Source organism: Streptomyces sp. NBC_01497, assembly GCF_036250695.1.
Taxonomy (GTDB): Bacteria; Actinomycetota; Actinomycetes; order Streptomycetales; family Streptomycetaceae; genus Streptomyces.
In genome coordinates this window covers 46,965-59,926 of record NZ_CP109428.1, presented here as the reverse complement: position 1 = coordinate 59,926, position 12,962 = coordinate 46,965, and the positions used below count along the sequence as shown (strand labels likewise).

At 65.8% G+C, this 12,962-nt stretch carries 9 protein-coding genes and 3 pseudogenes; 5 read left to right on the top strand and 7 right to left on the bottom strand.

From position 1 onward, the window contains the following. The first annotated feature begins 318 nt into the window (after window positions 1-318). The 3 genes from OG310_RS36335 (at window position 319) to OG310_RS36330 (ending at window position 3,326) form a co-directional block, all read left to right on the top strand. Window positions 319-1,523, top strand: a protein-coding gene (locus tag OG310_RS36335; protein ID WP_443078934.1) for an IS3 family transposase whose coding sequence is annotated in 2 segments (ribosomal slippage) — window positions 319-610 and window positions 610-1,523 — 1,206 coding nt in all. Because the reading frame shifts where the segments join, the coding sequence is not laid out codon by codon here. A gap of 591 nt (window positions 1,524-2,114) precedes the next feature. Further along, window positions 2,115-2,936, top strand: coding sequence for a transposase (locus tag OG310_RS38695; RefSeq protein ID WP_443078957.1), 822 nt, complete (start codon window positions 2,115-2,117; stop codon window positions 2,934-2,936). A 159-nt stretch (window positions 2,937-3,095) separates the two neighbouring features. Next, window positions 3,096-3,326, top strand: coding sequence for a DUF4287 domain-containing protein (locus OG310_RS36330; protein ID WP_329460800.1), 231 nt, complete (start codon window positions 3,096-3,098; stop codon window positions 3,324-3,326). Between the two features lie 253 nt (window positions 3,327-3,579). Here OG310_RS36330 and OG310_RS36325 read toward each other — a convergent pair whose 3' ends face one another. The 5 genes and pseudogenes from OG310_RS36325 to tnpA all read right to left on the bottom strand — a co-directional run bounded on the left by OG310_RS36325 (window position 3,580) and on the right by tnpA (window position 7,146). Then, a complete protein-coding gene (locus tag OG310_RS36325; protein ID WP_329460563.1) occupies window positions 3,580-4,443 on the bottom strand; it encodes a Bax inhibitor-1/YccA family protein in 864 nt (287 codons plus the stop codon). A 201-nt stretch (window positions 4,444-4,644) separates the two neighbouring features. After that, a pseudogene (locus OG310_RS36320) lies at window positions 4,645-5,353 on the bottom strand (helix-turn-helix domain-containing protein). 20 nt (window positions 5,354-5,373) lie between these two features. Further along, window positions 5,374-5,941, bottom strand: a pseudogene (locus tag OG310_RS36315) (IS630 family transposase). Window positions 5,942-6,051: 110 nt separating this feature from the next. Continuing rightward, entirely contained in the window at window positions 6,052-6,522 is a 471-nt protein-coding gene (locus OG310_RS36310) for a helix-turn-helix domain-containing protein (RefSeq protein WP_329460562.1), read from the bottom strand. 195 nt (window positions 6,523-6,717) lie between these two features. Then, a complete protein-coding gene (gene tnpA / locus OG310_RS36305; protein ID WP_329460561.1) occupies window positions 6,718-7,146 on the bottom strand; it encodes an IS200/IS605 family transposase in 429 nt (142 codons plus the stop codon). Window positions 7,147-7,170: 24 nt separating this feature from the next. Here tnpA and OG310_RS36300 point away from each other — a divergent pair, with 24 nt between their 5' ends. Further along, a complete protein-coding gene (locus OG310_RS36300) occupies window positions 7,171-8,529 on the top strand; it encodes an RNA-guided endonuclease InsQ/TnpB family protein (RefSeq protein WP_329460560.1) in 1,359 nt (452 codons plus the stop codon). A 1,241-nt stretch (window positions 8,530-9,770) separates the two neighbouring features. Here OG310_RS36300 and OG310_RS36290 read toward each other — a convergent pair. Beyond that, a complete protein-coding gene (locus tag OG310_RS36290) occupies window positions 9,771-9,935 on the bottom strand; it encodes a transposase family protein (RefSeq protein WP_443078933.1) in 165 nt (54 codons plus the stop codon). A 268-nt stretch (window positions 9,936-10,203) separates the two neighbouring features. Then, window positions 10,204-10,611, bottom strand: coding sequence for a hypothetical protein (locus OG310_RS38690; protein WP_443078932.1), 408 nt, complete (start codon window positions 10,609-10,611; stop codon window positions 10,204-10,206). Between the two features lie 813 nt (window positions 10,612-11,424). Here OG310_RS38690 and OG310_RS36285 point away from each other — a divergent pair. Continuing rightward, window positions 11,425-12,244, top strand: a pseudogene (locus tag OG310_RS36285) (IS5 family transposase). Window positions 12,245-12,962 lie beyond the last annotated feature (718 nt).

Below are 12,962 nucleotides of genomic sequence, written 5' to 3'. Positions count from 1 at the left end.
ACATCGATGAGGGCTGCGTACATCGTCGCGAACCGCTGTCGGACTGCTGGACGTTGAGGTTCGATAGGCTGTCAGCGGTGCGGCCCTCGCCTCAGCAGAGATCGGGCTGCAGGGTGGATAGAGAGATACCAGGTGCCGGATCGGCCGTGCGCACGTCCTACCCAGGTCGATGGGACAAACGTGTCAGAGGAGCAGCGGGCCGTGAACCGTGCGCAGGCCACGATCCGGGCCTGGTCGAACCCAACCATCGCCGGGCCTTGACCCCTGATGTTGGACACACGAGACACTGGATCCTGCGGATCTGAGAACGGACATCTCGTGGTCATGAAGAACTGCCCGCCGGGGTTCAAGGCGGACGCGGTCGCGCTGTACGAGTCGCGGCCCGACGCGACGATCAGGTCGGTCGCCGCCGATCCGGGGATCAATCCAGAGACCTTGCGGAACTGGGTGAGGGTTGCCGGAGCAAGCCGTCCGCGGGGATGCCGGACGCAGGAACCGGCCCAGCCGCCGGCCCCGCTGGAAGCGGAGAACGCGGCTCTGCGGAAGAAGATCCGCGAGCTGGAGGAGGAACGCGAGATCCTCCGCAAAGCGGCGAAGTATTTCGCCGGGGAGACGCGCTGGTGAACCGCTTCCAGTGCGTCGCCGACCTCCACCGCCGCTACGGCGTGAAGCGGCTGTGCAGCATCCTCGGCGTGAGCCGCTCGAGCCTTTACTACTGGCGCCGGACAGCCGAGGCCCGAGCTGCCCGGCAGGCGGCCGACGCACAACTGGCCGCCCGGATACGGGTGGTGCACCAAGAATCGGACGGCACCTACGGAGTTCCGAGAATCACCGCCGAGCTCCGCGAGACGAGCGGTGAGGCGGTCAACCACAAGAAGGTCGCCAGGATTATGCGGGCGTCCGGGCTCGAAGGGGTCCGGTTGCGACGCCGGCACCGCACCACCGTCCCCGACCCGGCCGCGGCCAAAGCACCGGACCTTATCGGCCGCGACTTCAGCGCCGAGAAACCCAGCACGAAGTACGTGGGCGACATCACCTACCTGCCCATCGACGGCGGGAGATTCTGCTACCTGGCGACCGTCATCGACCTCGCCTCACGCCGTCTGGCCGGCTGGGCCATTGCAGACCACATGCGCGCGGATCTCGCCACCGACGCTCTGGCCGCGGCGGTCCGCACCCGCGGCAGCCTCGCCGAATCAATCATGCACACCGACCACGGAGCCCAGTACACGAGCAGGGCCTTCGCCGAAGCCTGCAGGTCAGCAGGGGTTCAGCGAAGCATGAGCGCGGTCGGGTCCAGCGCAGACAACGCACTCGCCCAGTCCTTCAACACGACCTTCAAACGCGAGACACTGCAGGGACGAAAGAGCTGGCCCGACGAACGCCAGGCCCGACTCGACGCCTTCAGATGGCTCCACCGCTACAACACCCGACGCCGACACTCCCGCCTCGGACAACGATCACCGATCGCCTTCGAGAACGCCCGCCACCTCACACCAACTACGCTGGCACCAGCCGCATAACCCGTATTCAGGGTTCGGGGTCAAGGCCCTCCCGCTCGCCACTGGTCAGGCTGTCGGCGCGTGTCCTGCGTGGCACGGGAGCGAGTTCCCCGTGGTGCTTGAGGGCGCTGAAGACTGATCCGGGCGGCTTGGCGGTCTGCCTCAAGATGGCACTGATCGACTCCCCAGCCCTGTACTGGCGCGACAATTCGGCCTTCATCTGCTCCGGCACTCTCGGCCGACCCACTCTCGCCGCATATACCGCCCTCAACCAGCACTGTTGCTCTCGCCAGTTGAATCTAAGACCGCCAGGCCAACCGATCCCGGACTCAACTGATGGAGATGTTCCCGGTATTTTTCGCGCTTGTTGGAGCTGACCAACCGCGGGTTCGTGGTGCCGCTGACGAGCTACCAGGCCCAGCAGTGGCAGACGCCTCGAGACCTGGCTGCACAATCGTAGGCTGCGCGGCGTCGCTCCACTCGCCAGGGCGGCGCCCTGCTCGGCGAGAAACTTGCCGCCTCGATGGTGCTCCGCCTCGCGAAGAGGGCAATGGCCCCCGATGAGGAAGCCGCCGAGATCGACTGCCTGTGAGATCGTCGACGACGTCGGGCATGTGGGGGAAATGGCAGCTCACGCTCGTCATGCGCGGAGAAACCCGCTTGTGGGGCATTGAGGTGCCGCTGGCCGTCGTGGATGCCGGATACGGTAATGCTGCGGCCCTCCACCTCGGCGTGCGGGGCCTGCGGCGTCAACTACGTGGCGGGTATCTCGACCACCATGCCGGCCCACCCCGGCGAAGCCGCAACGGTCACCGAGCCGCACTCCGGGAGTGGACGCCCACCACCTGTGAAGTACCGGACAAGCCGTACTCGGTCAAGCAGTTGGCCGTGGCCGCTGGACGCAGGGCGGCGAAGTCGGTGCAATGGCGTGAGGCCTCCCAGCCCGGCATCGGCCGCAGCTCCAAGCGATGTACCCACGGTTCGTGGCCTTGCGGATCCGCTCTGCCGGACGCGAGGCCGGCCAGGCCGCCGACGGCCCGGGATTATCCGAGTACTGGCTCCCGGCCCAGTAACCCGACCAGGAGAACCTGTCCGATTCTGGCCCTCGGACCTGCCCGCCGACACCCCGCTGACCACTCAGGCCTGCCTCGTCAAGCTCCACGGGCGTACCGAACACGACTACCGCGGGATGAAAGAGGCCTTGGGCCCGGCCCACTTCGAGGGCAGCAGCTGGAGCGGCCGGCACCACCATGCCACCCTCGTCTCCGTCGCCCACGCCTTTGGCGCCCTGCAACGGCCGGCCGGAGCCCCGAAGGCACGGCGGCGGCCAGAGCCTCCACCTCAGTGTCCGCGAGCTACAGATCGCCCTCGCGACATGGACCGGGGCCTGCCCCATCTGCCCACTGCGACATACCCACATCCGCACCAACCTGAGCAACCTCTAGTGTCAACAACGTTTGTGATCAATCCAACTACCGGTGAGAAAGGGGCCGGGACGGTTGCCTTCGGGTGACCATTCAGGCACGGTGTCGTTTACGGTTGCTCCGCAGGCGGGCGCCGCTGCACCAGTACGCGACGCGTCCGGAGGCGCCGATGTCTTTTGAGTTTTCCGAAGAGACCCATCGCAATCTGCTCTCCCACATTCCGCAGTGCACCGGCCGGGGCGTCTCGGAGTGGCTGTGTTTGCTCGATGAAGGTCCGGCGCTTGTCCGCTTCGAGGAGAAGGTGAGCTGGCTGCGTGGCGAGCACGACCTCTCGTACGGGTATGCGAAGGCGATCGTCCATGAGCACGACCTGAGGCGGGCGGCGCGCCGTCTGCTTTGACCAGGGTCCCTTGCGCGCCGGGACGGGCCGGGGCGACATCCGCTCGGGTGCCCGCCGCCGGTGACGCCGGGGAGATTGTCGAAGGCGGACGCGGATACGTGCATGACGTGAAGGGGTCCGCGGGCATGGTGCCCGTGGACCCCTTCACGCGTTCCGGGCGCCGTCGGGGTCTGTCGTGTTCCAGTCCCGGTGCCTCGGGTGCGAGAGTCGCGCGCTGCGCGGATGCGAGGGCCGTGCTCCGAGCCCCGCGCTGTCAGTTGTTGCTTTGCAGGATCGACAGCACCCGCAGGACCTCAAGGTAGATCCACACCAGTGTCATCGTCAGCCCGAAGGCCGCGAGCCATGCCTCCTCGCGGGGGGCGCCGTAGGCGACGCCGTCCTCGACCTGCTTGAAGTCGAGCGCCAGGAAGCACGCGCCGAGCAGGATGCCGACGATGCCGAAGGCGACGCCGAGACCGCCGCTGCGGAAGCCCAGCCCGTCGCCGTGGGTGAAGACGGAGAACAGCAGGTTCACGGCCATCAGGATCAGGAAGCCGATCGCCGCGGCCGTCACGAACCGGTAGAAGCGGTTCGTGACGCGGATCCAGCGCATCTTGTACGCGATGAGCGTGCCCGCGAAGACCGCCATCGTGCCGAGGACGGCCTGGACGACGACCCCCGACGCGATGTACGTGCTGACGACGCTGCTCAGCACCCCGAGGAAGACGCCCTCGAACGCCGCGTACGCGAGGATCAGCGCCGGCGTCGGCCGGCGCTTGAAGGACTGGATCAGGCCGAGGACCAGCGCGACGAGCGTGGCCCCGGCAGCGATGCCGTAGGACTTGTTGACGTTCGCCGCGTCCACCGGCAGCAGCAGCCACGACAGGACGGCCGTGACGACGACCGTGACGAGCGTGAGGGCCGTGCGGGAGACGACGTCGTCGATCGTCATGGCGCCGGACCGGGCGGCGGTCCGCTGCCCGTAGGGGTCGGCCGCGTACGGGTTCGTCGCGTACGGGTCGGTGCCAACGGCGCTGCCCCCGGTCCGGGGCGCCGTGTTGAACCCCGCGTACCCGGCGCGCGCGCCGGTGTCGCGGGTGAAGCCCCGTCGTGAGAAGACCGGGTTGCTACTTCTCATCTCACTCCTCCATGACCGCCTCGCGCGGTCTCGCGTCAACAGTAATGCGTAGGCAAAGGGAACATCTCGTCCGCGCGGGGATCTTGCCCGATCATGACATCGTCATACCGGCGTCCACGCGAGGAGCGGCGCTGTCAGTGTGGTGGACCTGTCTAGGACGGCACCGCCCAGGAAGTCGTGGGTTCCCACCGTAACGCTTGCTTAACTTTCCGCAGCAGGCGGTTGTTTGTTGAGCGGGTCGCCTGCGGACCGCCCGTCTACGGCCTGGACGAGGCCGGTGATGCGAGTGGTCGAGCAGCGAAGTCTACGGAGTAGCCGCCAGGACCTGTGGGTGGTCATGGCTCGCTGGACGAGGGCTCGGATCTCGGCCTGGGCTCGGTTCGCGGCCTGCTGACCGGCGAAGAGAGCCTTCCATCGGCTGCGGAAAGGAACCCGGATCGTGCCGCGGTGCCTTGGTAGCCCTTGACCGCCTAGCAGGGCATGTGGGCCGGGTCGAGAGCATTCATAATGCTGTGTTCGCGGGCCGAGTGATCGGTGATGACCTGCATGTACGTTCATGCCGTGCCTCCTGTGCCTGCCGGAGTGAGGCCGGTCGGCAGCGATGCGGTCGATAGGTAGGAGGGCCCTGTCAGGCAGGACGTAAGCCTTCGTCGAAGCGGCTCGGACGGCCTCGTACGTGAGTCGACGCGAGGGCGGCCAACAGGTCGACGGCCTCGCCGATGTAGCGGTATACCGTGCTCGCCCCGCTTCCGAAACCCGCTGCGAGCTGGGCGTACGTCGTTACTTTGCGCAGATGTGCCAACATCAGCAGGGCTTGACGGCTGACCGGTAGCCGGCGCCAGCCGCTTCCGATCCGGCGACGGTGTTCGCGCAGATGAGCGGCGAGGAACGTCAGAGACCGACTGGACACGTCTAGTAGACTGTCGCGGCTTAATTTCGCTGTGTGGTTGGGTAGAGGTGGCGTAGTTTCACGCGTGCGTCGTCGGTGGTGAAATGCCAGTCGACTTGGCGCTGGTTGCTGTTGGTGTGCTGCTGCCAGGCGCCGAGTTCGGTGTTGAGCACGGTGAGGTCGTCGATGCGGCGGTCCAGGCACTGGCGGGTGAGCGCGGAGAGCTCGATCTCGGCGATGTTGAGCCAGGACCCGTGTTTGGGGGTGTGGTGGATCTCCAGGCGCTGGGCCAGCGCGGAGGCCTTTGCCGGGTCGAACGCCTCGTAGAGCGAGGCGGTGGTGTGTGTTGAGGTTGTCCATCACCAGCACGACCGTGGCGGCGTCGGGATAGTCCACGGTCAGCAGGTGCTCGACCTGGTGCGCCCAGTCGACCCTGGTCCGGCGGGACTGCGCGTCCACGCGCCGCCATCCGCGCAGCGGCTCGACCCAGCAGAAGATCGAGCAGGGCCCCGAGCGGACGTACTCGTTGTCCTCGCGCCGGTCACGGCCCGGCCTCGCGGGAAGCGGATCGCGGACGTGGCCGAGCAGCTGGTATGGCTTCTCGTCCATGCACACCACCGGGCGCGCCGGGTCGAAGGGTCGGTGGTAGACCGCCAGGACGTCCTCCATCGCCGCGGCGAAGGCCGCGTTCGCGGCCGGCGGGATGGTCCAGCACTTCTTCACATGAGGGCGCAGTTCCGTTTTTTTAAGACCCGCCCGATCGTGGAGTGGTCCAGATCCGGAATGTCCTCGGCCAGCGCGACGTGCTTCTCTAGCAGGCGCAGCGACCAGCGGGCGTGTCCTTTGGGCGGCTTCGAGCAGGCCAGCGCGATCAGCCTTGCCTCGACCTCGCCGGTCACGGGGGAGGGCACCGGCGGCAGTGCGCGTTTCTTCCGGCCGACCGTGGCCCACACATCGCCGCCCGCCTCCGCGTACCGCTTCGAGATCAGGCGGACCGAATCGCACGAGACCCCGACCCGCTCCGCGATCACCGCCCGCGGAGCGACCTCGCCGGCCGAGGTGTCCAACGCGAGCAGCACCCGCGCCCGCCTGATCATCGATGCGCTGCGGACCCCCGTCGTCGTCACACGCTCCAACGCCCGACGATCTTCGGCACTCAAGACAACCGGATACTTCTTATGCGAGGACACGGCACCCCTGCCCGGCCGAACGGAAGCATCAAGCGATGCCTGCCCGACCCCAACTCCACCAACCAGAACGACACTTAGTCGCGACAGTCTACCTCTGATCTTGGCCAGTGCTCCGTCCTTTAGGGCAGGGGGTGAAGGCCATTCTTGGGGCGGAGGCGCGAAGCGCCGGAGTTCGCTGCGCCTCCGCTGTGACGGTCAGACGGGCCGCTTCTGGTTCTCGATGTTCTGCTTGACCACAGTCAGCGGTGCGCCGCCGCAGGACCCGGCGAAGTAGGAGCCGGACCAGAAGTGTCCGCCCCACAGGTACTGGCGCACGTGTGCGTCGTACTCCTTGCGCAGCATCCGGGCCGACACTCCTTTGAGGGAGTTGACCAGCTTCGAGAGCTGGACCTTGGGCGGGTAGTGCACCAGGAGGTGCACGTGGTCGTCCTCGCCGTTGAACTGCTTCAGCTCGGCCTCGAAGTCCGCGCAGACCTCCCGCATGATCTCCTCGCACCGCGTCAGCATGGCGTCGGTCATGGCCTCGCGCCGGTACCTGGTGACGAAAACCAAGTGGACGTGCAGGTTGTAGACGACGTGACGTCCGGTGCGTACATCGGGATTATGGTTCCATCGTGGTGACATGAACCAAAGGGTTGTGTGATCGACATGCAGCTTCGGTACAGCTTCCGCGTGTACCCGAGTGCCGGTCAGCGCATTGCGTTGGCACGGGCGTTCGGGTGTGCTCGGGTTGTCTTCAACGACGCCCTTCAGGCTCGTGAGACCGCCCGTGCCGCCGGGCTGCCGTTCATCGGGCCAGGTGAGCTGTCCAAGCAGCTCACCGCCTCGAAGAAGACCCCCGAGCGGGCCTGGCTCGCCGAGGTGTCCTCGGTCGTGTTGCAGCAGTCTCTGACGGACCTGGACACCGCCTACAAGAACTACTTCGACGGCCTCAAGGGCAAGCGGCCGAAGATGGGGCCGCCCCGGTTCAAGTCCCGCAAGGACACCCGGCAGTCGGTCCGGTTCACCGCCAACGCCGGATGGAAGATCACGACCGGCGGGAAGCTCCGGCTGCCGAAGGTCGGTGACGTTCCGCTCAGGTGGTCGCGCTCCCTGCCGTCCACCCCGTCCACGGTGACCGTGCTCAAGGACAGCGCGGGACGGTACTTCGCTTCGTTCGTGGTCGCAACCGAGCCCGGGACGCTGCCCGCCACGGACAGCGTGGTCGGCGTCGACCTGGGACTGACGCACTTCGCGATCCTCTCGGACGGCACGAAGATCGACAGCCCCCGCTTCCTACGCCGGGCCGAGAAGAAGCTGAAGAAGGCGCAGCAGGATCTCAGCCGCAAGGCCAAGGGGTCGAAGAACCGGGCGAAGGCCCGGGTCAAGGTTGCGTGTGCCCACGCACGGACGGCCGATGCGCGGCGTGAGTTCCACCACCAGCTCTCCACCAAGCTGATCCGCGAAAACCAAGCGGTTGCAGTGGAAGACCTGGCGGTCAAAGGGTTCGCCCGCACCCGCGTCGCCACATCCGTGCACGACGCCGGATGGTCGGCGTTCACCACGATGCTGGAGTACAAGGCGGTGAAGTACGGCCGCACTTTCATCCGCATCGCACGCTTCGAGCCGACGTCTCAGGTGTGCTCGCAGTGCGGCGTCAAGGACGGCCCCAAGCCCCTGCACGTCCGTACGTGGACATGCAGGGCCTGCGGCGCCCACCTGGACCGGGACATCAACGCGGCGGTCAACGTCGCCAAGGCGGCCGGACTGGCCGTATCAGCCTGCGGAGCGCGGGTAAGACCGGGACTCGTCCCGGCACAGCGCGAAGAAACAGGAACCCACCCGAAGCCCCAGCCGGCGACCACCAGCAGGCAGACGGGAATCTCCCTCCTTCAGGGCGGAGAGGATGTCAATAGACGCGCCGGTAGACAAGCACGTGAAGCCTCTGCTGAGTATCGGGCGATCTTGGTCGTGAACCCGTCTACCAGGGGTTTCACTCATGTGTCGAACCAACTGGGCGACAAGTGAACCCAAGTTGGCAAGGGCCCACTGCCCGAGTCGAGGAGGTTTTTAAGGCGCACCTTCTTTCCAAGGCCCTGATATCTATGCCGGAGGGTCGGCGTCGAGACCGCGGCCCGTATTCTCGTCGACGTCGACGACGGCAGCTCGTTCCCCTCTGCCTCCCACCCTGCTGCCTGGCAGCCTTACCCCGGCCATTGCGCAGCTTGCGCCCTTCGATCGGCGGCGATGCGGCAACGAGAAGAAAGGCTCTGCACCGGGTTCTGGCAACAGGTCGAGGCCATTTTGAGGGACAATGGCGTCTCATCGAACCCGCTCTGACCAACTACGTTGTCCGGTGCAAGTCCCACCTGTGGCGCACCGCGCGGACGGCGGCCGGGATCACTGACAAGCGGGCCTGGCCCACCGTCCTCGGACCCATGGGAAGGTCGAGTGCTTCCAAGGACACCCCCCCGGAGGAACGGGCCAGACCCACAATCATCGCTGTCGCACCGCACTCGACAGGCAGCCATCCGTCCCCTGTATCAACAACGCCGTGGGGCGCTGCAGGTAGCGCGTTGAAGCCAGACAGCGGGTCCAGTTGGGTAGGGGTTCCGGCCAGCCCGTTGGCTTAACCCCCCTGGATCGTGAAATGATCGTCCCGCACAGGGGGCTCCTTTCGGGAGTGTTCATTGCCGCACGTCCGGTACTGAACCTCGGATGGGCACCAACCGCTTTCTGCGGTCTCTGTCGCCGCTGGACCTGCGTGGGGCTGGCCGGCGGCGACAGGGGGTGTTGTGCCGTTTGCATTTGTAGCGGTAGTTGAGTCGGCGGTAGCCGATCAACCATGACATGGTCCGTTCGATGTCCCATCGGCGGCGGCCTGGTCGTTCGCCGGCCTCGGTTCTGTTGCGGGCGATATGGACTCTTATGTGGCGGCGCCGTCCCGGCACACGACTTCGATCTGCTTCTTTCCGCGTAGTCATGCTTCCAGGGTGACGGCCTCGCGGTCGGTCGGGATGTCGACGCGTTCCCCGGTGTCGGCGTCGGTGGTGATTGTGGTGTAGCGGAGGGGGAAGGGCGAAGTCGTCGACCTCGGTCAGGGGTGGGGCGGGCGCCGTTGGTGTGGGGGATGCGCCGCAGCAGTCGCAGGGCGGTGGCGTAGGAGAGGGGCGTGGCCAGGAAGCGGGTGGGACGGGTGGCCGCATAGCTCTTCGGCCTTCTCCGGGCCTGGCTGGTCCGGCGCGTGGTGCGGTGCTGAAGGCGCTCGATCAGTCCAGCAATTTCTCGCGGGAGGTCTGTCGTCGGCAGCCCGGGGCCGGACAGGCGAGGCGCCTCAGCTGGACGCGGACCGCGATCTGCGGACCGCCGACTGGCGAATCCGCCACCGTCCGGACGTGATACCCGTACACCTTGCGCGCCAGGGCTCCGCACACCGGTCAGGGAACCGGAATACGCCGGGTCCGGGCGATTCCCCGGTAACCTCGTCATCATCCGTCGCATTCCTTGCGACGAGCGCTGAGAGCTCTGAAAAGGCCCTTGCCGCAAGAGGGTTGTGTTTTCACACGCCACGTCAATGAGGTCCGGCACCTACCGTTGCCACCGATTATAGAACAGGGTTCAGCCCGTTTGGCAGTCCCCTGCCTGCATGAAGCCGATTAAACACTCAACGGCACCATATAGGAGTGATCGGGAGACGGTACCTCAGCGCTGGTTGCGTGCGAGTTCACGGAAGGGTCGCAGGAGGGATTGACCTTCCGGTTCCGGGATCGCCATTCTTTCAGCCAATGTGGGGCTCGTCGTGTAGTAAGCATGTGTGACGCCTGCGACTGCGAGGGCCTGCTGGCACCTTGGGCAGGGCCGGGCGAGGAGTGTGGTACCTGTACGGTTCACGCGGGCGACGTAGACGACGGCACCTCGTGTACGACGGGCGCGGCGCAGGACGACTTCCTCAGCGTGGAAGGTGGCGTGCTGGAAGTCGACTACTGGGTTGTTGCGCGGCAGGTTTGGGGACCAGGCCAGGACCCGGTTGCCGGCCATTAGCACGGCGCCCATCCGGTAGCGGCATCGAGACCGCAGGGCCTGGCGGATGGCAAGGTCTATCGGCGCCACGGAAGACCTACGGTCGTCGCGCGTGCCTGCCCTGGCGTTCCGTACCGGGCTGGCTCGACGGAGCTAGCTATTGGCCTTTGCAAAGGCGCGATGACGGTTCGGCAGTGCGAATTCGTCACAGATTCTCCTTCAGGCGACAGGTGTTGTTCGGGCCCGCTCTGGCGCGTCAGGTAAGATAGTCTACTGGTGCGATGACGGCACGTCAGCGGTGGCTGTCACCCGCTGCTTCAATCGCATGCAGGTCGGTCCGTGTAATGAAATAGCAGCCTGACTTCGGAACAGGCCGCGCTTTCGCTATTCGTGTCGGTACACGGGCGGTGAGGCCGTGACGGGCCGCCAAGCGGGGTGGTCGCATTGCTCGGAACTCGAGCGGCACCCCCCTTGCAGAATCGGCCTTAAGGGTCTCGACTCTGGGTCGAACGCTTGAAATAGGGGTAGCAGTGCTGCTGCGAGGACTAGGCCTCAGATGCTGAGCGGACGGTGACTACAGACTCCCACCACCTACTCTGCGGGCGGTCGTAATGCTGTTGTTCTTGATTCCGGAGAGTGGCGCCCCTTCGTCGTGGGTCCGCGCGGGGTTTTCCGCGCTACGAACGGACCGTCGTGACGAAGTAGCTACCGTGGCTGTTCAGATCAGTTGACGGCGTCAGCGGGCCTTCGGGTGCTGACCACTAAGCTTTCAGGTCGACGCTGAGGATCGGGCCGCCGACTTCGTCACCACTCCCGCTATTCCGGCCAGCGCCGCGCCATGACGTCACGGGGTTGCGCCAGAGACCGTGTCCTGTGTGGTGATGTTGGGTATCTCTGTTCAACATGGGTCGGGGAAAGTGGAGTTGGATTGCCCCGGGTGGGTTGTGGGCGATGGCGAAGCCCTTCATCCCGTCGTCGAGGGTGTGCCCGCAGGGTGGTGGAACGAAGGACACGCCTGATGGGACGCTGTTCGCGGCGGTCGTCTACGTGCTGGTCAGCGGCTGCTCCTGGCGGGCTTTACCGCCGTGCTTCGGGGTGTCGAATCGACGATGCATCGCCGCTTCATGATCTGGTCGAGAGTCGGCGTCTGGGGCCGACCTCACGAGGCGGTGCTCCACCGCCTCGACGACGCCGGCCTCATCGATGTCTGGCGTGTCGTGCTGGACTCCGCGCACGTACGGGCAAAAAAAGGGGGCGAACAGGCAGGTCCGAGCTCCGCGGACCGGGGCAAGCCGGGCTCCAAGACGCACACATCCCGTCGGACGCGAACGGACTGCCCCTGGTCGTCGGTATCTCCGCCGCGAACGTCCCCGACAGCCTCGCGGTGAAGCCCATGGTCGCCGGTTACCAAACGAGACGCGATCCCCACCGAGGCCGCTACGTCAAACCTCAGCGCTTGCACGCGGACAAATCCTGCGACATGCCCCACCTGCGGAAATGGTTATGGGGCAAACACATCTGCGTTCGTATTGCCCGCAAAGGCATCGAGTCCAGCGAACGGCTCGGACGCCGAAGGTGGGTGATCGAGCGAACCATGTCGTAGCTCTCCGGCCATCGCCGGATCAACCCCCGATACGAACGTCACCCGAGCAACTACCTGGCCTTTCTCGGCCTCGCCTCAGCCCTCTGCTGCTACAAACGACTCATCCGACTCACTACATAGGACACGGTCTTTTAGGACATTCGCTTAGTTCTCTGGGCTAGTTCGGGCTATCAAAGGGCGCCGGTGGAACCGTGTGTGAGTGGCAAGCAACTCAACCGGGAGGGCACCTCTATCAAAGTGGAAGATCTTCGGCGGGGTGGACGGGTCGAATCCGCATCGCAGCGAGGGTCCGCGTATCCTGTCGTAAGGTCCGTTGAGGTCCCAGTAGGCACCTACTGGTCGAGCAGACCGTTGTGGGTATCCGGTCGCGCGCCTAGCCCGGGCTAAGGGGGTCGCCTAAGGGTTGTCCCGTAATTGGTTCGACGTCTTGCGCGCGTCCGGTTCGACCTGATTCGCGGCGATGTCGTCGAGCCTCGAAACTCAGGCCAGAAGCGGACAACCCGTCCGAGTGACGATGACCGTCCGCCCCTCCAGTGACTTACGGGACAGCCCTTAGGGGCGCCTTATGCTGGACCTCCCGCGTCCCGCACGCACCGTTGGAGGCTGCGGTCGGCGTCTACGGTGAACGTCTGGACAGCGCCGCCGGCAATACCCCTGCTACTGCTACTGCCTCGGGCGGTAGCGGGGCGGTCGTAGTCCTCGCTGGCGTGGTCGGGGGAGAAGGGGGGAGTCGGCACCTCCGGGGGGTTCCAGTAGTCCACGCCTTGAGTCCCAATTGGCCAGGACCATCTTGTCCGGTCAACGACTTGACTCACTGTCAATCGTAGCTACTTCCGTT

Excerpts from the sequence above, each read along its gene's own strand:
- OG310_RS36300 (WP_329460560.1), top strand. The coding sequence starts at position 7,171 with ATGCAGCTTCGGTACAGCTTCCGCGTGTACCCGAGTGCCGGTCAGCGC.
- OG310_RS36330 (WP_329460800.1), top strand. The coding sequence starts at position 3,096 with ATGTCTTTTGAGTTTTCCGAAGAGACCCATCGCAATCTGCTCTCCCAC.
- OG310_RS38695 (WP_443078957.1), top strand. The coding sequence starts at position 2,115 with ATGTGGGGGAAATGGCAGCTCACGCTCGTCATGCGCGGAGAAACCCGC.
- tnpA (WP_329460561.1), bottom strand. The coding sequence starts at position 7,146 with ATGTCACCACGATGGAACCATAATCCCGATGTACGCACCGGACGTCAC.
- OG310_RS36325 (WP_329460563.1), bottom strand. The coding sequence starts at position 4,443 with ATGAGAAGTAGCAACCCGGTCTTCTCACGACGGGGCTTCACCCGCGAC.